Here is a 20,466-nt window from a genome sequence, read left to right as displayed (position 1 = left end):
TCACTGGAACTCGGTTGCCGCCGGCCGAGGCCAGCAGCATCATCGCCCGTCGATAGCGCACTGTGTTGGTGCTGCCCCGGCGCACGATCCGTTGTAACTGCTGGCCCTCCTGGTCGGTCAGCCTCCTGATCTTGACCAGCTCCGCCACCACGCCCCCAAACCCGTCGGATGTCCGTCTCATCCAACCGGTTCCGGCCCCGCCGCCGCCAACCCGGTAAACGTTCCCGGTCAGAGCACTAGCGTTGCGCGGCGATGATCTCGGTGAGCTTGGCAGTGACCAGGGGGCGGAGTCGCACGGCGTCCGCGATGACGGACAGTTTCGGTGCGGCGGGATCGAACCGGGGCCAGGCGGATCCGCTGGCCGGTACGCCGGTTCGGGCGAATTCGACCCAGGCGGACTGCATGGCATCGGATACCCCTCGGTCTATCTGGTCGTAGTCGTCGGCGGGGTCCAGGTTGCCGAAGACGTACCGAATGTCGCAGGTGTGCTTGGCGAGTTCACCCGTTCTCCGGCCACCTGGCGAAACGCGGTCGAAGCGGTAGTAGTAGGCGGGGTGGCCAAGGAGGCTGGACCGCTGGAGCGCCGCATATGCCGGTTCGACGAAGATGGCCGTGGTGAACAGCAGGTCCAGCGCTTCATAGCTGGTCAGCTGGTGTGAGCGGAGTTCGGCCAGGACGTCGTCGGCTTCGGCGCCGGCGAGCGCTCGCGCCATGCGTTCGATGATGGCGTCGGGATAGGTGCCGGTGGGCTTGATGAAGTAGCGGGCCTCGTTCGTGACGTGGCCGAGCAGGATCGGCAGCTCCGTCGGCGCGCCGGGGAAGCCGGTGGCCGACAGCACGTCGTTGTCGGGAAGGGGCGTCCACACCAGGTTCGCGGGCGTGTGCACCTGACCGGCAGGCGGCACGGCGCCGGACAACTCATGCGACAGCGCGGCAATCTGCGCGGTGGGGACGTGCCGCAGGACGGACAGGTCGGCGCCGCCCAACCGGTCGAACAACTCGGCGGTCGCGGTCACCGCCCTCGCAGGTGCGGCGGGAGGGTTGGGCGCGGCGGCGATCGGTTCGCCACCGCCGCTTTGCATGATGGCCCGGTGGAAAAGCCCGCGTGCCTTGGGCGCAGCGAGCAGGCTGCGTACGGAGACGGCGCCGGCGGACTGGCCGAACACGGTGACGTTGCCGGGGTCGCCGCCGAAGGCCTGGATATTGTCCGCGACCCAGGTCAGCGCGGCGATGTGGTCGAGGATGGCGAAGTTGGCGCCGATGGCTGGGTGCGCGGCCAGCCCGAAGGCGCCGAGACGGTAGTTGACGGTGACCACGGTGACCCCGCGCGAGGCCAGGCGTGCGCCGTCGAAGCCGTCCTCGGAACCGGCGCCGTAGAGGTAGCCGCCGCCGTGGATCCACACCATCACCGGTTGGCGCCCCTGACCTCCCAGCTCCGGCGTCCAGATGTTCAGGTACAGGCAGTCCTCGGACTTGTCCTGCGTGCGGAGGTTGAACATCGCCGGGATGAACTGCGGGCACGCCGGGCCGAACCGCGTGGCCGGCCGCACGCCGTCCCAGCGCTCGGGAGGTGCTGGAGGCCGCCAGCGCAGATCACCGACAGGAGGCCGGGCGAAGGGCAGGCCAAGGAACCAGAAGATCCCCTCCTGTTGGCGTCCCTCGACATCGCCCTGCTGGGTGTGGACCCGTGGATGCATGGTGGATTCCTTTCTCCGTGAGGGACGTCGAAGCCCAGGCTGACCGGGGACCGAGACGGAGTGCGGCTGCGGACCGCGCAGGCCCGCGTGGTGGTCCCGGGGCGGCGCGGATACCAGCGCCGCGCTATGGCTGCGGGTCACCCACCCGGGCTGCGACGAACGAGGACAGGAGCGCGGCCAGTTCGGGATCGTCGACCTTGGACTCGGCTGCGTTCAGGAGCGAATCAATGATCGAGACCAGGTGCGCGTGGTATTCGGCGACCAAGGCCGCGGCGCGTTCCGGGTCTCGCGCTTCCAAGGCGTCGACCAGGGTGACGCGCTTATCGGCCAGTTCACGGGCCGCCAGCTGCCACCGATCGAGCCGCCCCTCTGACAGTTCGAGGGCGATACCCAGCTGGATGTCCATGAGGACCTTGGCCAAGGTGGTCAACAGCGGGCTGTGGGCGGCGACCCACAGCGTGGTGAAAAACCGCTTCAAGCCGCCTATGACATCGCCGACACTCCCCTCCGGCACCTCCCCGGCGACATGGCGCAAGGAGGCCAGCTCCTCGGCCGTGGCCCGCTCCGCGGCCAGCTGGGCGCCACGGGCGTTCAGGGCCTGCGCCACGTCGAGAAGATCGAAGAGGCCAGTCCGCTCCACCTCAACCACCGATGCCAGCAAAGTGGCGATCAGTGTGTCGGCGTTGGCACGCACGTATGACCCGCTGCCGTGCCGAACGTCGACCAGGCCGGTTGCGGACAAGACACGAACGGCTTCCCGGACGGTTGCGCCGCTGACGCCGTAGGCCACCGCCAAGTCACGCTCAGCCGGCAGCTTTGAGCCGTCTGCCAGCTCACCGCTGAGGATGCGCCGACGAAGATCGGCCAGGATCTGGTCGGCGACTCGGCCGCGGGTGATCTTGGGGATCGATGCTGCCTCATCCATGAGATATCTCCATCCCGCGCGACCCCACAACCCCCTCGACACTAAGTCACCTAGAGACTAGGTGTCAAAGCGATAGTGTTCACCGGGCAGTCTCCGGGATCTCACTGAACGAGCGATCGGATGCACGCGCCCGAGGGGCCGTCCAGGCAGCAGGAGGTCGGGCCGCACGGCTGCGGCAGGTGCGCCGGTCATCGGCGCGGACAGGGGCCCCTGTCTGGCACGCAGACTCCGGCCGCCGCACCACCGCCGCGCCCGATGCTCAGGCGATGTCGCCGGTGATATAGCGCTGGACGGTCGGCGCGACCGCAGCGACGATCTTGTCGATCTCGGCGGATGCCAGCGGTTCGTACTCGGTGACGTACCGGATCACGCCCAGCCCGGCCAGTTGCGCGGCCACCAGAGTCGCCCGGAACTCCGGCTGATCCACCTCGACCGAGTACAGCACTCGTACCACGATGTGCTTGATCATGAAGTCGTGCAGCGCGTGGCCGGCCTGCTCATGGCTGGTAACACTGCGCAGGAGCGCGACGAACACACCTCCGCCGACGGTGTCACAGTTGGTCAGGAACGTGCGCACCATCCGCCGGCCGAGGTCGTCGGCGTTCCCGTCGAGCAACCGCTCCACGAGTTCATTGAGGTCGAACGGGACATTGATCACCGCCTCGGCGAACAAGCCCTCCTTGCTGCCGAACCAGTGCTGGTCGAGCACGATCATCGGCCGTCCCCAGCGGCAGACGTTTCGCAACGTCCAGGCGCACTTCGCCGTAGGGCTGAACGTGCTGCCAGAACAGCGGCGTCAGTCCGCGCCGATCCTCAGGCTTGAGGTGCCTGGCCCGCTCCGGGGTGGCCAGGACGTCCTGGAGCATCAGGGTGTTGCTGTATTCACTGAACTAAGAAACCTGATGCTCAGCAGTAGCGCCTCACCTCGTTAGCTGCCGAAGCGGGCCAGGCAGAAGTCAGCCAGTTTCGGCGGAGTCGAGATGGCGGGTGTCACCGAGGTTGACGGCCTGGCGGCTGTGGTAGAAGTCGTCTTCGTGCGGCGTGGCGATGCTGCCGGATGGCGCCCGGAAAAAGGCATGGCCGACCGCTTTGATCGGCATCTCGATCCAGGACGCCAGGACGACCGCCAGGGAGCCACCGTGCGTCACGATGATCTGGTGTTCGCAGGAACGCTGCAAGATTTCGTCCATGGCCGCGTAGATGCGCTAGATCGTCGGAAGGCCGACCGCGTTGGACGCGTCAGCCTCGAAGTACTCCGTCGCGGCGAAGAGGCCGGCGTGATCCTCGAAGAAGCTCCTGACGCCGTCGATCGAGTCATGGACGATGACGTTCACCGCCTTGGTCCCGTCGGTGCTCGCCACCGCCAGCGTCCACTTGGCCCCCTTGGGAAGCTGGCCGTACGCCTTCTTCATGGAATCCCAGAAACCGTCGTTGTCAGAAATCGTGGAAACAGCCATGACGTGCACGGTGGCACTCTCCTCGTTGACTCTCGGATTTACTCGGCAATTGGTGTGAAGGTACTGTGCGGCACCATTCTTGAAGTCGTAGATCGCGACGGTCTGAGGATCCTCGAGCGGATCGTCCGAAGGCATCAAGAAGTGGGTCTCGCTGATCGGGAGCAGCTCGTAGTCGAGCTGTTCTGGTTTATTGAGGAGTTGCGCCTCCATGGGGTTCAGGGTGAATTTGAGGTGGAGCTTTCCGCGTTCGGCCGCCACTTCGTAGCGGGTGCCGGGGCGTTCGTAGGAGCCTTCGTACCTGGACAGATCGAGGGCCAGGGTCGGGTCGGGCTCCGGCAGGTCGGGGATCGTGACCGCGCCAAGGTCGGCCAGGATTTCGTTGAACACCTTCCGGTAGAAGCTGTCGCGCGGCCCGGCGTTCGCCAGCATCGAGACGGCGATGTTCGATTCCGGCAGGATCCGCAGGCGGGCGCTCTGGCTGACTGCGCTGCCGTCGTGGGCGTAGACGGTTTGGCCGTGCCAATCGCACACGATGAGGCCGAGCGCCCATTCCGGCCCGAACATGTATGGGTCAGGTATGGGGACCCGCGACTCCGTCATCTCACGGATGACGCCGGGTGAGACGATTCTGGTCCCGTTCGGCGCCTTTCCTTGGTTAAGGAAGACGTACGCCATCGTCAGCAATTCCCGGGCTGTCGTGCTGACGTTGCCTCCGGGGCCGAAGGAGCGCGGCAGGTGACCCAGCGGTGAGAGGATGGGCCCCTCTTGGAGGGATCGGATCAGGTATCCGGTCGCGGCCCGGTCCTGGTCCGTGTGCTCACGCCGGCTGCTCGTCGAGGTCAGCCCCAAGGGGTTGAACAGACGATCCTTCATGATGTCGTCCCACCGCTTGCCGTCGATCACCTCCATGATGCGGGCGAGGATCGCGTAGCCCAGGGCCGCGCTGTAGCCGTGAGTGTGGCCCAAGGGGTGGACCTGGCGCGCGCCGGCGATGTTCTCCACCATGCGCTCGTACACATCGTCGTCCTCGCCCGGATCTCCGTAGCTCTCCTCGATGCCGTTGGTGTGGTTGAGGAGATGGCGGGGTGTGACCTTGGCGCTGACGCCTGGGTCGGCGACCCGGAAATCAGGGAGGTAGCTCCGCACCGGCTCGTCCAGGGCGACTTTCCCCTCGTCGACGAGCTGCATGAAGGCGAGGGCGGTCCATGTCTTGGATACGGAGCCGCACTGGTAGATGGTGTCGGTCGTCGCGGGCTCCCGCGTGGAGATGTTCTTGACGCCGACCGCGAAGTCAGTGATCTCCCCGTCGCGAAGGACGCCGATCGCAGCACTCGGAATCCGGTACTCCGCGAGCAGCTCGGAGACGCGAGCTCGCATCCGGGTCACATCCAACGCTCTTGTCATAAGGGGTTCCTCGTCATGCCGGATTCTTTCCAAACAAGAAAAGGCTACGTTGCATTTCAAGTCCCGTCAACGAGAAACCCCCTGTTGATGTGCTTAGTGCTGCACTTTCATGCCGATCGTTGCAACAGCATTGTTGATAAATGCAATCCACGCCGACCAGCCGTTGCAATGTACTGTTGGTGAACGCACCCATGAACCCGAACCGACAGGAAACGAGCCGATGCCCGGAGGCAGACTGACCCACGAGGATCGCCGGCAGATCGCGATCTGGCTGGCCGAAGGGCTGGGATACGCCGAGATCGCCAGGCGGCTGGGCAGACCCACATCCACGATCAGCCGCGAAGTGGCACGCAACATCGCGCCCAGCGGCTACCTGGCCGACCGCGCCCAGCAGGCCGCCGGGCAGCGCGCCCGCCGCCGCAGACCGGTTCAGGCCACGGAGCCACCAGCCGACGGGCGCCCGGCCGAGTCCGTGCGCGGTTTCGTGGAGCAGTTCGCGACGCTGCTGGTCGGGACCGGCCTTCCCCGGATGCCCGCTCGCGTGTTCGTCTGCCTGCTCACCTCCGACTCCGGAAGCCTGACGTCCGCCGAGCTCGTACGCCAGCTACAGGTCAGCCCGGCGTCGGTGTCCAAGGCCATCGGCTACCTCGAGGCGATCGAGCTGGTCAGACGCACACAGGATTCCGGCCGCCGCGAACGGTACCTCATCGACGACGACGTCTGGCTCCGGGCGATCAAAGCCGACACCGGGGCACACGCCGAGGTCGCGGCGGCTGCGCGGCACGGGATCGAGATCGTCGGCGTCGGCACGCCCGCCGGTACCCGGCTGGGCCAGATGGCTCAGTTCTTCACCTGGATCAGTGACCAGATGAACGACAGCGGCCTCACCGACGCCGTCGTGCACGACTCGCAGACAGTGCTGGCCGCGCTGGTGTACGCCGCTCGGCCACTCACCGTGGACGAACTCTCCACGGCACTGGACTGGCCCATCCAGCGGGCAGCCGACGCCCTGGACGCGATCAGCCGTCGTCCGATCCTCTCCGACCCGCTCACCGTGGAGCAGGTCGGACGCGGCGCGTACGCCATCACCCCGAGGCCGGACCGCCTGAGCTCCGCGCAACGCGACGCACTGATCGCCAGTCCGCACTCGACCCGAGAGACTCGAAAATGACGAAGCCGTACAGACGTCGCAACCGCGATCCTCCAGCCACCCGCGCGCCTGCCGGACAGCGTCGCAGTTCCGAGATCAACGCCATCTCGGAAGTGCACTCCCAGGTGTGACTTCCGAGGTCACCGGGGGTGAGGAACCGGTGGACAGTCGTTGGCACTGAGAAGGATCTTGATTGCAGCGAGCGACGTCGTTCTTTGTTTGTGCGGCTTCCTCAGCTCGTTGCCTGGTCCCGGCGTCGGCGTGCGGCGCGGATCTCGCTGTCGGCGACCTTGTCGTCCAGCAGGGCGTACAACTGCGTCGTCTCGGTGGAGGTGTGGCCGAGGCGGCGGCGCACGGCCTCTGGTGCTCTCGCGATCGGCAGTCAGGATGGCTGAACTTCGTCGAAGAGGGCGAGGGCTTCGGCGGGGTCCGGGCTCACGAGGCGTTCCAGACCGGCCATCGTGATCTTCGCCCACTTGCCGGCCCGTGCCCACATCTGCTCCTCGAAGGCGCGGACGGCCTCGTCCAGGTCGCCAGGGCCGGGGGCGGCGGCGACGGACTCGGCCAGTTCGGCGCCTTCCAGCATCGCGAGGTTCGCGCCCACCCCCAATGGGGGCATCAGGTGGGCAGCGTCGCCCAGTAGCGTCACCCCGGGAACATGGGCCCAGGTGTAGGACACGGGCAGGACGTAGAGGGGGCGGTGGACGAAGGCGGTGCCGTGGCGAAGGAGGTCGAGGACGGGAGCTGCCCAGCCGTCGAACAGAGCCAGCAGGCTTGATCGCATGGCCTCTACGTCGGCCAGGTCCAGGCCCTCGTCCATGCCTGCGTCCAGGCCCGCGCGCCGGTTCAGGCCCATATGCCGGTCCAGGTTCGTGTGCCAGTCCAGCGGCGCGCGGAACTGGGCGTACACCTTGACGTGGCCGCCGCTGTTGCGCTGGGCGACGAGGGCGCGGTTCACGCCATACACAGCCAGGGAACCGTCGCCGACCAGCCGGGCGAGGTCGGGGTGGCGGGTGTCGACGTCGTCCAGGGAGGTCTCGACCAAGGTGACGCCGGTGTAGTGCGGCGTCGCGGACGAGACTGCCGGGCGGACCCGGGACCAGGCGCCGTCCGCGCCGACCACGAGGTCGAACGTCTCCTGTCGCCCGTCCGCGAAACGGACCAGCACGCCATCCCGGGTTCCCGGCACCACCTCCGTCACGCCCCTCCCCCACTGAACGTCCAGAGGGCCGAGCAGCAGGTCACGGAGTTGCCCGCGGTCGATCTCGGGATTGGCCCGGTCACCCGGACGGGGTTGCCAGTCGCGGAGGACGGTCCCGTCTACGTCCAGGATGCGCATGGCCTGCCCCTCGGGACGGGACAGCGCCTGGAACTTCGCCAGCAGCCCCGCTTTGCTCAGCGCGAGCTGGCCCATCCTTTCGTGTAGGTCGAGCGTGCCGCCCGGGGGACGGGCGTCGGGGGCGGGATCGCGTTCGAGGATGGTGACGGGGTGACCGTGGCGGTGCAGGACGCAGGCGAAGGTGAGGCCGGCGGGGCCGCCCCCAATCACGGCGATACGATGTCTCATGGCGATACAGTGTATTTAGCTATTACGATGTATCGCAACAGTACGATGTAACCATGACTGTGTGGGACCGGCCGGAGCCGCCGACTCGCCCCGTGCCGCTCGACCGGGAGCGAATCGTAGCCGCCGCCATCGCGCTGGCCGACGAGGGCGGGCTGGAGGCGGTGTCGTTGCGCAAGGTCGCCGCCCGGCTGGACGCCGGCCCGATGCGGCTGTACGGATACATCTCCACCAAGGAGGAGCTGTTCGACCTCATGGTGGACGAGGTCTACGCCGAGATCCTCCCCGAGGAGCAGCCCGGCGACTGGCGGGAGGTGCTGCGCATCCGCGCCGACCGCACCAGGCAGGCCACTCTCCGTCACGAATGGCTGGCCGACCTGCTCGGCGGCCGTCCGACCCTGGGCCCAAACGCCCTCGCCGTGACTGAGGCCACGCTGGCCGCTCTCGACGGCCTCGCCGACCTCGACACCGTCATGCGTGCCGTGGAGACTGTCAGTGCCTACTTCACTGGCGCGATCAGACGCGAGATCGCGAATCTGCGGGCCGAGCGCGCCACGGGCCTGTCCAAGCGCGACTGGCAGCGCGCCTCCGGCCCGCATGTGAGGAGGATGCTGGCCACGGGCCGCTTCCCGGCGCTGGCCAAGGCCGTGCACGACGGCACGGAGGTGGACGCCGAGGCGTCCTTCGCGACCGGGCTGGACTGGGTCCTCGACGCCGTGGCCGCCAAACTCGCCCGGCCGCCGGCGTGACGTTCAGGATTTCCAGGTGACATCCGTGGTGCCGCATGACGCCGCCAGACTGCGCACCCACCTGCTCCTCTGGTCACGGGCGGGGAACTCCCGATCGGGTATTGACAGTCTGGGCTGGGAGGCCACGGCGAAGGACTACGGCGTAGCCGTGGCGAGGCCGCAGGGGTAGAGCCGGGTGCCTAACCCCGCACCGGTGGGCGGTCGAAGCTCGGCGGCCGACGCCCCGTGGTCGACGATGACAAGCGCGCCGCGATCCTCGACCGCCGCCGGCGCGGGGAATCCATCCGCGTCATCGCCGCCGGGGTGAAGGTCTCCGTCGGTGTCGTCCACAAGACCCTCGCAGCCGCTGCCGAGGGCAAACCCCACTGACCAGCCCCCGACTCCCTGAGGGGTGAGCTGGATCAAGACCGGGTCTTGGGGCGCGTTGCGTCAGTTCCCGTACTGCTTGGTGTCCGGGTGCTCGATGAGCAGGACCTGAGCGGTCTTGTCGGCAACGGGACGGTGCCGCATTCCCCTGGGAACGACGAACAGTTCGCCCGCATTCAGCACCACCGGGTCTTGCCCCTCCGATTGGATCTCAAAGCTGCCGTCCCAGCACAAGAACAACTCGTCCTCATCGTGGTAATGCCAGGGGAACTTGCCCTCCAAAGCGGCCGTCGGCGGTGACCCGGTCGGTGAAGGCTGCCGGGGCCCGCTTCAGCTCCTCGGTGGGCGTGTCGACGTCCTTCATCATCGACTCCCTCCGGCCGCTGGCGGAATGTTGTGGTTGAAGCGGAACATGTTGCCGGGGTCGTGGGCCGTCTTGACGGCGACCAGTCGCTCGTACGCCTCCGGTGTGAACGCCTGGCGCACGTCCTCCGGGTCGGTGTGGGCGACGCCCGCCATGAAGTTGAGCGTGCGCATCCCGCTGTTCCATGGGGTGAGGGTCTGGATGACCCGGTCGTGCCCGGCGTATACGGCCTCGTCCTCGCCGATGCCGAGGACACCGGCGGAGTACAGCTGGAACTGGGCGGTGGTGTGCGCGACCGCGTTCGGTAGGCGCGGCGGCCGGGCGAGGGCGCCGCCGAGATGACGGATCTCGATGCTGACCGTGCTGTTCGATCCGGGGCCCACCAGCGCCAGGATCGCCTCGACGGCGTCATGGTCGAGGTGGGTGAGCTGGAAGGTGTTGATGTGGTACGAGCCGGGCGTCGGCGGATCGTTGTGGATGGTGCCGACCTCGGTGTACGGGATGTCGGTGACCGTGTCGAGCAGCGGCGTTGCGATCTCGCGCAGCGGCTTGACGAGCCGGGCACCGTCCTGCGGCGAGCCGAGGTAGCTCAGGCGCAGGTGCATGGCGAAACGCCCGCGCAACTCCTCGGGGACCTCGGGCACATCGGGCCAGGGCATCAGGAAGAAGGAGGAGCTGAGCTCGTCGGGCACCTCGGTGACCCATGTGCGGTAGAAGTGCAGCACGTCACGGATCGACTCGGCCGGGAAGAACAGACCGCCGCCGTAGATCCGCGGCACCTCCACCAGTTCCGTCTCGAGTGAGGTGACCACGCCGAAGTTGCCCTTGCCGCCGCGCAGCGCCCAGAACAGGTCGGTGTTCTCCTCCTCCGAGGCGGTGCGCAGTTCGCCGTCGGCGGTGACGACCTCGATGGACCGGACGTGGTCGGCGGCGTAACCGTAGCGGCGGGACAGGACGCCGATGCCGCCGCCCAACGTGTAGGAGACGGCGCCGACGAACGGCGCCGAGCCGTTCAGCGGGGCCAGGCCGTGTCGGGCGGCGGACTGGATGACCTCCCGCCACAGCACGCCCGCCTCCAGCCGCACGGCGCGGCGCTCGGGGTCGACCCGGTGGCCGTCCATGCGCCGCGTGGAGATGAGCAGGGCCCCGTCGGCGGGTAGCCCCACACCGTGGCCGGTGGCCTGTACGGCGACGCCCAGGCCGTGGTCGCGGGCGAAGCGCACCGCAGCCACCACGTCGTCGGCGCCCGCCGCGCCGACGATGACGGCCGGGTGGTGTACGACGGAGCGGTCGAAGCCCTCCGCCTCCTCGGCGTACCCCGGGTCGCCGGGGAGGAAGACCGGGCCCTTGACGCTGTCGGCGAGTCTCATCACCGCCCCGGCGGTCAGAGTGGGGCCACCCGTCGGCTGGATCTGCTCAATCACTGGCATGTCCTCACGTGTCGTCGTTCAGGTGGCGCGTCGGCCGGTCCAGGTCAGCCCGTGGTGAACTCGAAGGTCGGGTTCCGCCGGGCCCCCACCCGCTCCAGCGCCTCGGCCAGCAGGTGGACCTGGTCCAGGGAACTGCTGACCGGGTAGAGCACCAGGTCGTCGACGCCCGCGTCCGACAAAGCGATCAGCTCCTTGAGCAGGCGCTCGTCGGAGTCGAGCGAGTCGGCGCGGACCGGCTCGTAGTACGGCGACTCCTTGGAGCCGTAGTAGTGAGCCACGTACTCGTCGGTGAGCTGGACGGCCTCGGAACCGCAGCAGAAGTAGCGGCCAGTGAGGATGTGCGGCTTGCCGGGCCGCTCAGCCGTGGCCCATGCCTCGGTGACGCCCTGCACGCCGTTCACCAGCAGGTCCAGGCTCAGCGTCGGCGCCACCCAGCCGTCGCCGAAGCGGGCGGCGCGGGCATAGCCCGCGGGGATCAGGCCACCGATGAGCAGCTTGGGACGGCCCTTGCCGGGCAGCGGGGTGGGGCCGGAGACGCTGGTGACCTCCCCGTCCCAGACACGGCGCATTTCGGTCAGGGTGTCGTCGAAGATTTTGCCGTGGCCCTTTTCGGGAGCACCGCTGAGGGTGAAGTCGTCCGGCCAGCCCCCGATGCCCAGGCCCGCCGTGAGCCGGCCCTCCGAGATCAGGTCGATGGTAGCGAGCTGCTTGGCGAACAGGATCGGGTTGCCCCGCCATCCGACGTTCAGCACGCTGGTGAACAGCTGGACGCGCTCGGTCACCGCCGCGGCGATGCCGAGGGAGACCAGCGGGTCCAGGATGTCGTAGACCAGGCGGTCGATGGATCCCAGGGAGTGGAAGCCGAGGCGCTCGCTGTCCTCCGCCCACTGCTTGACCTCCCGCGCAGGACGTCCGGGAACGGCGATCGGCAGACCAATTCCAATATTCACGAGCACTCCGTCTCAACCAGGATCTCACTACGGGCACAACGATCCGGACAGTCCATTTCCGGCCGTCCTCATGCGCCCGCCGAGGCGCACAGCCGTGACGATATTCAGCGAGATTGGCATCGGTCTTGTACGGGTCGGACACGCTCCGGGGATCTCCCACCTGACCGCCGCCGAACAGGCGCCCACCGACCGGGACCGCCGGGGGGGCTGGCCGACCGCTCCGAGCGGTTCGCCAAGCAGCTCGCCGAGGCCACCGAACTGGGGCTGATCCCCGCCCCAGACACCGTCCGCGCGGTCTGGGACGGAGGTCAGAGATTTGGAACGGAATCCGGCGTTGATGAGGTTCCACTGATCAGCGAAAAGCCGTGCCACGTGTAGGTGGCCAGGCCGGCAGCTCCCAGGGCGAACCTGTGCCAGGGTCCCCCCTCGATCACGGCATAAGCGAGCCCGAGCAGGATGATCCCCGGCCATCCCAGCCGCCACCGGCGGGCGACCTCACGGATCAGCAGCGCGCCACCGCCATAGAGCGGAATCAGCCTGATGATCATCGGTAGGGCGTTGATGGCGATGTTGCCAAGCAGATACTCGCCGACCAGCGGCGCGAGAACCAGCAGGCCAGGTGCTGGAAGAATGCGTTTGAACACGTCTACCCTCACCGGTTGTAGAGCCTGCGTGCCCACAGATAACTGACCAGGGCGATGCCCGCGCTCCACACAGCCGCCTCCAGGAAGCTGGGCCCGGCCGGACGCCCGGCCAGCAGCGCGCGCAGTGTCTCGATGACAGGGGTGGCCGGCTGGTGCTCGGCGAACCAGCGCAAACCGGCCGGCATCGACTCGGTCGGGACGAAGCCGCTGCCGAGGAACGGCAGCAGCATCAGCGGCATCGGCAGGTTGCTGGCCGTGGCCACGTTCTTGGTGACCATGGCGAGCGCGACCGACAGCCAGGTGATGGCGAAGGTGAACATGGCCAGCACACCGACCACGCCGAGCCAGTCCAGCACCGAGGCGGACGGGCGGAACCCGATCAGCAGCGCCACCACGGTCACCATGGCAATCGCGAGGAACGTCTGCACCATCGCCCCGAGTACGTGCCCGGTGAGCACCGAGACGCGGGCGATGGCCATGGTCTTGAACCTGGCGATGATGCCCTCGGTCATGTCGGTCGCCACCGAGATCGCGGTCCCCTGCGCGGCCCCGACGATCGTCGTGATCATGATGCCGGGGGTGAGGTAACCGACGTAGGCGGCGCGGTCGGCGCCGATGCCCGCGCCCATGGTGCCGCCGAAGACGTAGACGAACAGCAGCAGGAACACCACGGGCACGGACGCGAACGTGAGGATCAGCGTGGGGTAGCGCCAGATGTGTTTGACCTGGCGCCGCAGCATCGTCGCCGAGTCGGTGATCGCTCTCATCGGGAGGGCTCCTTGGTCGAGGGCTCCTGGGTCAGGGTGAGGAAGACGTCGTCCAGGTCGGGGGTGTGCACCGACAGCTCGGCGACGTCGATGGCCTGCGTGTCCAGCCACTCCAGGAGCTTCCTCAGCGTCCTGACCCCGCCGGAGTCGGGGATCTGGACGGTGAGCGCCGCGTCGTTGCTGGAGGTGGCGCCGACGTGGCCGGCCGCCCTGCGGTACCCGTCGGGGTCGGCGAAGCGCACGACGATGTGGCCGCCGGGGACCATTCGCTTGAGCTCCTCAGGGGTGCCCTCGGCCACCAGCCGGCCCTGGCTGAGCAGCGCGATGCGGTCGGCGAGTTCGTCGGCCTCCTCCAGGTATTGGGTGGTCAGGAAGATGGTCACGCCGTCCTGCTGGACGAGGTCCCGGACGATCTGCCACATGGTGCGGCGGCTGCGCGGGTCCAGGCCTGCGGTCGGTTCGTCGAGGAAGATGAGCCTGGGCGTGCCGACCATGGTCATGGCGAGGTCGAGCCGGCGGCGCATGCCGCCCGAGTAGGTGACCGCGGGCTTGCGCGCGGCGTCGGTGAGGTCGAAGCGCTCCAGCAGTTCGCGGACGCGCCTGCGGCCCTTGGCGCGGCCGAGGTGGAGCAGGTCGGCCATGAGCCGCAGGTTCTCCTCGCCGGTGAGGAAGCTGTCGACTGCGGAGAACTGGCCGGTGACGCCGATCGCGGCACGCACCTCATCGGGCTCCTTGGCCAGGTCGTGCCCGGCGACCCAGATATCGCCCGCGTCGGCCTTGATCAGGGTGGACAGGATCTGCACGGTGGTGGTCTTGCCCGCGCCGTTGGGGCCGAGCAGCGAGAAGACGGTGCCCTGCGGGATGGTGAAGTCGATGCCGTCCAGGACGCGGTGGGCGCCGTAGGACTTACGCAGCCCCGTCACCGAGACGAAGGTTCGCATCGCGTTCACCCCCGATCCCAGGTGACGGGCAGGCTGTGCACGCCGTAGACCTGCGAGGGGTCGGTGCGCAGCGACAGCTCTTCAGCCGGTACGGCGAGCCGCAGCGTCGGGAAGCGGATGAGCAGCGCGGGAAACGCGACACGCATCTCGATGCGGGCAAGCTGCTGACCGAGGCACTGATGGGCGCCGTGGCCGAAGGCCAGATGCCCGGCGGCCGAGCGGCGCAGATCGAGCACGTCGGGGTCGGAGAACCTGGCCGGGTCCCTGTTGGCGGCGTTGATCGCGATGACGACCGTGTCGCCCGCCTTGAGCTGCCTGCCACCGAGCTCCACGTCCTCCAGCACGCCGCGCATACCGGTGGCGGCGACGGACAGGTAACGCAGCAGCTCCTCCACGGCGCCGACGGCCAGGTCGGGGTCGCCGCGCAGGGCGGTGAGCTGGGCCGGGTTGCGCAGCAGGGCGAAGGTGCCGAGCGCGAGCATGTTGGCGGTGGTGTCGAGCCCGGCGCCGAGCAGGAACGCGGCCACGCCGCCGAGCTCCTCGTCGGTCAGGTCGCCGCCGGCGGCCAGGTCGCTGAGCAGGTCGTCGGTCGGCTTGGCCCGCTTGGCGAGCGCGAGCTCCCGCAGGTACGTGCCGAGCTCGACGAAGGCGGCGTACTGCGCCTCAGCGGTCCCGGCCTCCGACAGGGCCCGGGTGGTGCTCTGGAACTGGTCGCGGTCCTCGTACGGCACGCCGAGCAGCTCACAGATCATCAGCGCTGGAACCGGCTGCGTGAAGACCTCGACGAGGTCGGCGGGCGGCCCCTGCCGCTCCATCGCGTCGAGCCACTCACGGGTGATCTCGGTGACCCGCTCGGTGAGCAGGTTCATCCCGCGGACGGTGAACTTGCCCGCCAGCAGCTTGCGGAAGCGGGTGTGCTGGGGGGCGTCCATGCCGGTCAGGTCGCCGACGGGGGCGGGCGGCAGGTGCCCGCCCGCCAGGGGGTGGTAGTGGGTTTCGTAGCGGGAGCTGAACCGTGGGTCGGCGAGGATCTGGCGGACCAGGTCGTATCCGGTGATCATCCAGACGCCGGGGGCGCCCTCGGGCGCGGCCAGGCGGGCGATGGGCTGCTCTGCGCGCAGGGCGGTGAGCGAGGGGGCGGGATCGAAGGGACAGGCGGGTGCGCGGTCGAGGGACGGAGTGACCGGCTCGTCGCGATAGTACGTGTTCGACATGATTGAAAGCTACGTTGCTTTCAGAAATTCTGTCAATCAATCGATGCACATAAATGCAGGTCAAAGCCGATAAATTGGTGCGTTGACGCTGAAGCTGAATGCAATGAAACATTGCATTGCGTGGCGCCGAACGCAATAGTGGTGTCATGTCAGAAGGAAGGTTGACCCAGCAGGACCGCCGGCGCATCGCGACCGGTCTCGCCGAAGGCCGCTCCTACGCCGAGATCGCCAGGCGGCTGGACCGGCCGACCTCGACGATCAGCCGTGAGGTCGGCCGCAACGGCGGCCCCAGCGACTACCGCCCCGAGCGGGCGCACCAGGCGACAGCGCGGCGGGCGCGGCGCGGCACCCCGTCACGTTCGCCCGAGGCCGAACCCCAGGACCGCAAGGTCTTCGAGGTGGAAGAGGGAGCCGTCGAGATGGCGGTCGGGATGGGCCTGCCGAAAATGGTGGCGCGCGTGCTCATCGGCCTGTGGCTGAGCGAGGACGGCAGGCTCACCGCGGCCGAGCTCTCGCGCGGGCTGCAAGTCAGTCCCGCCTCGATCTCCATGGCGGTGGGCTACCTGACCCAGCAGGGGCTGATCAGGCGCGAACGCGATCCGCGGCGGCGGCGCGACATCTACGTGGTCGACGACGACGCCTGGTACCACTCGACGGTGATCAGCTCGCGGCAGACGCTCGCGGCGGCGGAGATCACGAAGGCGGCGGGGCAGACGCTCGGGCTCGACACGCCTGTGGGACGCCGCCTGGCCAGGGGCGGTGCGTTCCTGGAGCGGATCAGCCTGGACGCTCTGGCCTCGGCCGAACGCTGGCGCGACCTCCCACCGTGATCAGACCGCAGGGAACGGGCTGCCCGGCTGCGCGACATCCCCGCTCAGCGCCAGTCGCTCGGCGACGTCCAGCCGCACTTCGCCGTAGGGCTGGACGTGCTGCCAGAACAGCGGCGTCAGCCCGCGCCGGTCGGCGGCCAAGGGCGGACGGCCGACCGTCCGCGCCGCCGGCGGCATCATCGCCGCAATCGCCCAAACGGCCGGCCTCGACGCCCCCACCACCGCGCACGTCCTGCGCCACACGCTCGCCACCACCCTGGACCGCGGCAAGATCGACCTCGTCCTGGTCGCCGAGATCCGGGGCATGACGAGCATCCGAACGAAAAGTCCCGTTAACGGAGCAGAGTTCAGCGGCTTACCGTGACATTCCGTTCGGATGCGCTTCGCAGATGGATCTCCGCAGGTCAGGGCCGTGAGATGAGGCGGGCGAGTGTGACATCCCCGGATCAGAAGGGAAAGCGGTCCACCCTGAGTACGGCGGCCTCGCGTTGTGGGTCGAGCACGACGTAGGTGACCGAGAGCCCTTTGTAGTCCCAGACATACATGTTGCCGGTCGGGCTGAGCCGGCGACCGTTGTCGGGGGTCAGCCGGAGCACCTCGTAGATCTCCAGCAGGACATCGACCTCGGGATCGGATAGGCCGTCGATCTGGGCTTCGGCGACGTCGCTGCCCATGCGGATGGTGTACACCTACAGCTGGACTCCGCGCCGGGCCAGCACCTCGGCCAGGGTCGGGCCTGCCGTGCGCGCTCCGGACTGGAGTTGCTCTGCCTCTTCGTGCATATGCTGCCAGTCGGCCGGGTCGGCGGCGGCGCGGGTGGCGATGCGCCACCAGGAGGACAGGAAGTCGTCCAGCGCCGCCAGGTCGACGACGGGCGCGTGGGTGATCGCTTCGAGTTCGGCGTCGAAGGCGGCAGCGTTGGCCGCCGGCAGCGCCGCGCGCACGGCGGTGAAGGTCCGCTCGATACGGGGATAGGGCCTGTCGTGTCGCTGGACGGTCATGACGGCGCCTCACCTCCTGCCGGGCAGCACGTGCCTCCTCAGCTTATCGAGCAGGTCGGACAGAACCTGCGCGAGGTCCTCAACCTCGTCCACGAGCTGGCCGCACGCGGCATCGGCGTTCGCACGTTGGCCGACCCGCTGCCCATCAACACCGCCGATGAGGGCATGGCCCGCATCGCCTTCCTCCTGCTGGCCTTGTTCGCCGAGATGGAGCGCATCTTCACCGCCGAGCGCGCCGCGCACGCCCGCAGCGTCGCCGAGGCCACGGGCAAGCACGTCGGTCGTCCCATCGCGCACCCCGCCGAGAAGATCGATTACGCGCGCCTGCTCAAAGCCGAAGGCGACTCGCTGGCGCAGATCGCCGCCAAGACCGGCATCCCCAAGACGTCGCTGCACCGATATCTGGCGACCGCGCGCCTTGGCGGCTGACCTGGGATGTGTCGTCTGGCAATGGTCTGGCCCTGGTTACTCCTGCCCTACAGGCTTGCCCGGGACCTTCATCAGGTGTTGGCGGGCTGACCGGGCGCCGCAGGGATGGTTCCAGCCGATCGCCGCAGTGACTGTGCCGCCGGTCTCGGCCAGGGCGACGAAGCGTTCCTCGTCGAGCTGCCCCTCGATCAGCCGAAGCCGGCTGCCTGCCGTGATCGTGCCGTACACCTGAATCTTGGCGTCGTACTGTTCGGTCCAGAAGTAGGCGACGGGCGTGTACGGACGCCCGTCGCCGAGGATGGTGGCCGCGACCGTGACCGCCTGTTCGGTGGCGTTCGCCCGATTTTCCAGCCGGACGCTCCCCAACGGCCGGGCGACATCACCGACCGCGTAGACGCCGGGCCCGGCGCGGCCGTAGGCGTCGCACTCGATTCCGTCATACAGCCTCAAGCCGCTTCCGGCCAGCCAGCCGATGGCCGGGGTGGATCCGATGGCAACGATCGCCAGGTCCGCGGCAACGGCGCTGCCATCGGTCAGCGCGACCCCGGTGACGCGCCCTCGCACATGGGTGAGGGTGGCCACTCCGGCGCCGGTGCGTAGCTTCACGTCGTGTCGCCGGTGCAGCGACGCCATCAGAGTGCCGAGTTGGTCGCCGAGTTGCCCGGCCATGGGCACGGATGCGGGATCGATGAGGGTCACGTCCCGGCCGAGGGCGCGGGCCGCGGCGGCGAGTTCACAGCCGAGTACCCCGGCGCCGATGACCGCGATCCTTTCCGCGTTCCGCAGATCCCGGCCCAGCGCGAGGGCGTCGTCCAGGGTGCGGAAGGTGTGCACGCCGTCGAGCCTCTGCTGGGTGGGTAGCCGGCGGGGGGACAGCCCGGTGGCGATCACCAGCGTGCCGTATGGCAGGCGACGCCCATTGTCGAGGTGCACCTGCCACGCGGACAGATCGAGGCGTACGGCACGCACCCCCAAGATCAGGTCGGCATCCAGCCCGTCCAGGTTCAGCTGAGCGCGGGACGCGGGCCAGGCGCCGGTCAGGATCTCTTTCGACAGCGGCGGGCGATCATACGGCGGGTGCGGCTCCTCGCCGACCAGCCGGATGCGGCCGGTGTAGCCCTTGCGCCGCAGTGCCTGGGCCACCGTGAGCCCACCCACCGAGGCGCCGACGATGAGCACATCGGACGGCGAGCTCACCTCTCCTCCAGCCGGATGGCCGCCGCCGGGCAGAACAGGACGGCGTCTCGCACGGCCTCCTGCTGGTCGGCGGGCGGCGTGGCGTCGAGGAGCTCGACGACGCCGTCGGAGTCGCGCTGGTCGAAGACCTCTGGCGCGGCCATGACGCACTGGCCGCCGCCCACGCACTTGTCCTGGTCGATGATGATTTTCATGGCGCTCACCAGGTCACCGGGAGGGAGAGCACGCCGTTGACGGGTGCCAGCTCGCGGAAGCGCAGTTCCTCCTGCGGTACGGCGAGCCGTAGCGTGGGAAAGCGGCGCAGGAGTGCGGGCAGGGCGATGCGGAGCTCCATGCGGGCCAGTTGCTGGCCGAGGCATTGGTGGATGCCGTGCCCGAAGGTGACGTGCGCGCTGGGGCGGCGGGTGACGTCGAAGGTGTCGGGCTCGGCCATCAGCGCCGGGTCGCGGTTGGCCGAGGGCAGCGAGACCGCCACCCGCTCGCCCTTGTGGATCACCTGGCCGGCGAGGGTGAACTCCTCGGTCGCGGTGCGGATGGCGCCGTTGTTGACGATCGACAGGTAGCGCAGCATCTCCTCGATCGCGCCGTTGACCACCGCGGGCTCCTTCCGCACCAGCGCGAGCTGGTCGGGGTGGCGCAGCAGGAGCAGGGTACCGAGGCCCAGCATGTTGGCCGTGGTCTCGTGCCCGGCGATCAGCAGGAGATTGCCGATGCCGATCAGGTCGTCGTCGCTGAGCTCCTCACCGTGCTCGCGGACCAGCATGCCGAGGATGTCCGCGCCGGGATTCTCGCGTTGGGCGGCCACCAGGCCGCCCATGAAGGTGTGCATCTCGATGGCGTTGGCGAACTGCTCCTCCATCGTGAGGCTGAGGTCGAGCATGGTGTCGCTGTGCCGTTGGAAGTCGGCGCGGTCCGCATACGGGACGCCGAGCAGCTCGCAGATCACCAACGATGGCAGCGGCAGCGCGAAGGCGGTCATCAGATCCACTGGACCGCCGGCCTGCTCCATCCTGTCCAGGGCTTCGTCGAGGAGCTCGACGAAGCGAGGGCGGAACGCGTTGATGCGCCGGACGGTGAACTCGCCGGTCAACAGCCGTCTGATGCGGGTGTGGTCGGGCGGGTCCATGGCTACGAGGAACCCGGCCTGCTCGCCGATCAGCTTCCTCAGCTTGGCATCCGGGCGGCTGCTCAAGTGCGGGCAGGCGAGCGCTTCGCGGGCGGTGCCGTACCCGGTGACCAGATGGACGTCGACCAGATCGCCGGTCGGCAGCAGGGCCTGGGAGGCCTCGACGGGATTGGTTTCACGCAGCCGGGCCAGCTCCGGGTCGGGGCTGAACGGGCAGGCCGCGTCCCTGCGGATCGGCAACGGAATGTTTTCTGGCATGGC

General features: G+C 68.5%; 25 protein-coding genes and 1 pseudogene. 6 read left to right on the top strand and 20 right to left on the bottom strand.

Annotated elements, in window-relative coordinates:
* The 7 genes and pseudogenes from ABZ297_RS28480 to ABZ297_RS28450 form a co-directional block, all read right to left on the bottom strand.
* A pseudogene (locus ABZ297_RS28480) lies at positions 1–148 on the bottom strand (IS630 family transposase); the annotation flags it as partial.
* 88 nt (positions 149–236) lie between these two features.
* A complete protein-coding gene (locus tag ABZ297_RS28475) occupies positions 237–1,697 on the bottom strand; it encodes a carboxylesterase family protein (protein WP_355351856.1) in 1,461 nt (486 codons plus the stop codon).
* A 124-nt stretch (positions 1,698–1,821) separates the two neighbouring features.
* Positions 1,822–2,622 (bottom strand): GntR family transcriptional regulator, encoded by an 801-nt coding sequence (locus ABZ297_RS28470; RefSeq protein WP_355351854.1) that lies wholly within the window; start codon positions 2,620–2,622, stop codon positions 1,822–1,824.
* A gap of 259 nt (positions 2,623–2,881) precedes the next feature.
* Complete coding sequence (locus ABZ297_RS28465) at positions 2,882–3,337, bottom strand: hypothetical protein (protein ID WP_355351852.1); 456 nt, start codon at positions 3,335–3,337, stop codon at positions 2,882–2,884.
* Positions 3,252–3,491 carry a hypothetical protein gene (locus ABZ297_RS28460; RefSeq protein ID WP_355351866.1) on the bottom strand — a complete coding sequence of 80 codons (240 nt, stop codon included), beginning with the start codon at positions 3,489–3,491 and terminating at the stop codon, positions 3,252–3,254. The genes ABZ297_RS28465 and ABZ297_RS28460 overlap by 86 nt, the downstream gene beginning before the upstream one ends.
* 87 nt (positions 3,492–3,578) lie before the next feature.
* Entirely contained in the window at positions 3,579–3,824 is a 246-nt protein-coding gene (locus tag ABZ297_RS28455) for a hypothetical protein (protein WP_355351864.1), read from the bottom strand.
* Positions 3,825–3,827: 3 nt separating this feature from the next.
* The gene (locus ABZ297_RS28450) at positions 3,828–5,465 is read right to left on the bottom strand and encodes a serine hydrolase (protein ID WP_355351862.1); all 1,638 of its coding nucleotides are present in this window, start codon (positions 5,463–5,465) and stop codon (positions 3,828–3,830) included.
* 238 nt (positions 5,466–5,703) lie between these two features.
* Between ABZ297_RS28450 and ABZ297_RS28445 the strand changes: the two genes are divergently transcribed.
* Positions 5,704–6,654: a helix-turn-helix domain-containing protein gene (locus ABZ297_RS28445; protein ID WP_355351850.1), complete on the top strand. Its 951-nt coding sequence runs from the start codon at positions 5,704–5,706 to the stop codon at positions 6,652–6,654.
* Between the two features lie 361 nt (positions 6,655–7,015).
* On the opposite strand, the gene ABZ297_RS28440 is transcribed toward ABZ297_RS28445, so the two are convergent.
* The gene (locus ABZ297_RS28440) at positions 7,016–8,200 is read right to left on the bottom strand and encodes an NAD(P)/FAD-dependent oxidoreductase (RefSeq protein WP_355351848.1); all 1,185 of its coding nucleotides are present in this window, start codon (positions 8,198–8,200) and stop codon (positions 7,016–7,018) included.
* Positions 8,201–8,253: 53 nt separating this feature from the next.
* Here ABZ297_RS28440 and ABZ297_RS28435 point away from each other — a divergent pair, with 53 nt between their 5' ends.
* Positions 8,254–8,946, top strand: coding sequence for a TetR/AcrR family transcriptional regulator C-terminal domain-containing protein (locus ABZ297_RS28435; protein ID WP_355351846.1), 693 nt, complete (start codon positions 8,254–8,256; stop codon positions 8,944–8,946).
* Between the two features lie 225 nt (positions 8,947–9,171).
* Entirely contained in the window at positions 9,172–9,315 is a 144-nt protein-coding gene (locus ABZ297_RS28430; RefSeq protein ID WP_214327565.1) for a hypothetical protein, read from the top strand.
* Between the two features lie 60 nt (positions 9,316–9,375).
* Here ABZ297_RS28430 and ABZ297_RS28425 read toward each other — a convergent pair whose 3' ends face one another.
* The 7 genes from ABZ297_RS28425 to ABZ297_RS28395 form a co-directional block, all read right to left on the bottom strand.
* Positions 9,376–9,546, bottom strand: a complete 171-nt coding sequence (locus tag ABZ297_RS28425) for a cupin domain-containing protein (RefSeq protein WP_250575337.1) — start codon at positions 9,544–9,546, stop codon at positions 9,376–9,378.
* Between the two features lie 129 nt (positions 9,547–9,675).
* Positions 9,676–11,100: an FAD-binding oxidoreductase gene (locus ABZ297_RS28420; protein ID WP_355351844.1), complete on the bottom strand. Its 1,425-nt coding sequence runs from the start codon at positions 11,098–11,100 to the stop codon at positions 9,676–9,678.
* Between the two features lie 50 nt (positions 11,101–11,150).
* A complete protein-coding gene (locus ABZ297_RS28415) occupies positions 11,151–12,056 on the bottom strand; it encodes an LLM class flavin-dependent oxidoreductase (protein WP_355351842.1) in 906 nt (301 codons plus the stop codon).
* 308 nt (positions 12,057–12,364) lie between these two features.
* Complete coding sequence (locus ABZ297_RS28410; protein ID WP_355351840.1) at positions 12,365–12,700, bottom strand: hypothetical protein; 336 nt, start codon at positions 12,698–12,700, stop codon at positions 12,365–12,367.
* Between the two features lie 8 nt (positions 12,701–12,708).
* The gene (locus ABZ297_RS28405; protein ID WP_355351838.1) at positions 12,709–13,467 is read right to left on the bottom strand and encodes an ABC transporter permease; all 759 of its coding nucleotides are present in this window, start codon (positions 13,465–13,467) and stop codon (positions 12,709–12,711) included.
* Positions 13,464–14,408 (bottom strand): ATP-binding cassette domain-containing protein, encoded by a 945-nt coding sequence (locus ABZ297_RS28400; RefSeq protein ID WP_355351836.1) that lies wholly within the window; start codon positions 14,406–14,408, stop codon positions 13,464–13,466. The genes ABZ297_RS28405 and ABZ297_RS28400 overlap by 4 nt, the downstream gene beginning before the upstream one ends.
* 5 nt (positions 14,409–14,413) lie before the next feature.
* Entirely contained in the window at positions 14,414–15,622 is a 1,209-nt protein-coding gene (locus ABZ297_RS28395) for a cytochrome P450 (RefSeq protein WP_355351834.1), read from the bottom strand.
* A 146-nt stretch (positions 15,623–15,768) separates the two neighbouring features.
* On the opposite strand from ABZ297_RS28395, the gene ABZ297_RS28390 reads away from it, so the two are divergent.
* Positions 15,769–16,452: a helix-turn-helix domain-containing protein gene (locus ABZ297_RS28390; RefSeq protein ID WP_355351832.1), complete on the top strand. Its 684-nt coding sequence runs from the start codon at positions 15,769–15,771 to the stop codon at positions 16,450–16,452.
* A gap of 175 nt (positions 16,453–16,627) precedes the next feature.
* Entirely contained in the window at positions 16,628–16,816 is a 189-nt protein-coding gene (locus tag ABZ297_RS28385; protein WP_355351860.1) for a tyrosine-type recombinase/integrase, read from the top strand.
* Between the two features lie 82 nt (positions 16,817–16,898).
* Here ABZ297_RS28385 and ABZ297_RS28380 read toward each other — a convergent pair whose 3' ends face one another.
* Together ABZ297_RS28380 and ABZ297_RS28375 are read right to left on the bottom strand one after the other, a co-directional pair.
* On the bottom strand, positions 16,899–17,126 hold the full coding sequence (locus ABZ297_RS28380) for a hypothetical protein (RefSeq protein WP_355351830.1): 228 nt from the start codon (positions 17,124–17,126) through the stop codon (positions 16,899–16,901).
* A 15-nt stretch (positions 17,127–17,141) separates the two neighbouring features.
* The gene (locus ABZ297_RS28375; RefSeq protein WP_355351828.1) at positions 17,142–17,453 is read right to left on the bottom strand and encodes a DUF6247 family protein; all 312 of its coding nucleotides are present in this window, start codon (positions 17,451–17,453) and stop codon (positions 17,142–17,144) included.
* Here ABZ297_RS28375 and ABZ297_RS28370 point away from each other — a divergent pair.
* Positions 17,436–17,882, top strand: a complete 447-nt coding sequence (locus ABZ297_RS28370) for a recombinase family protein (RefSeq protein WP_355351826.1) — start codon at positions 17,436–17,438, stop codon at positions 17,880–17,882. The two genes, ABZ297_RS28375 and ABZ297_RS28370, sit on opposite strands and share 18 nt — an antisense overlap.
* A gap of 36 nt (positions 17,883–17,918) precedes the next feature.
* Here ABZ297_RS28370 and ABZ297_RS28365 read toward each other — a convergent pair whose 3' ends face one another.
* From ABZ297_RS28365 to ABZ297_RS28355, 3 genes are read right to left on the bottom strand one after another with little or no spacing between them, the layout of a single operon-like run.
* On the bottom strand, positions 17,919–19,079 hold the full coding sequence (locus ABZ297_RS28365; protein WP_355351824.1) for an FAD-dependent oxidoreductase: 1,161 nt from the start codon (positions 19,077–19,079) through the stop codon (positions 17,919–17,921).
* Positions 19,076–19,273 (bottom strand): ferredoxin, encoded by a 198-nt coding sequence (locus ABZ297_RS28360; RefSeq protein WP_355351822.1) that lies wholly within the window; start codon positions 19,271–19,273, stop codon positions 19,076–19,078. Before ABZ297_RS28360 ends, ABZ297_RS28365 begins: the two co-directional genes overlap by 4 nt.
* 5 nt (positions 19,274–19,278) lie before the next feature.
* Positions 19,279–20,463 carry a cytochrome P450 gene (locus tag ABZ297_RS28355; RefSeq protein WP_355351820.1) on the bottom strand — a complete coding sequence of 395 codons (1,185 nt, stop codon included), beginning with the start codon at positions 20,461–20,463 and terminating at the stop codon, positions 19,279–19,281.
* Positions 20,464–20,466: the final 3 nt, after the last annotated feature.

This window comes from Nonomuraea sp. NPDC005983, from assembly GCF_040614375.1.
GTDB lineage: Bacteria > Actinomycetota > Actinomycetes > Streptosporangiales > Streptosporangiaceae > Nonomuraea.
The sequence above is the reverse complement of the archived record's forward strand: the minus strand, read 5'-3'. Positions and strand labels throughout refer to the sequence as shown.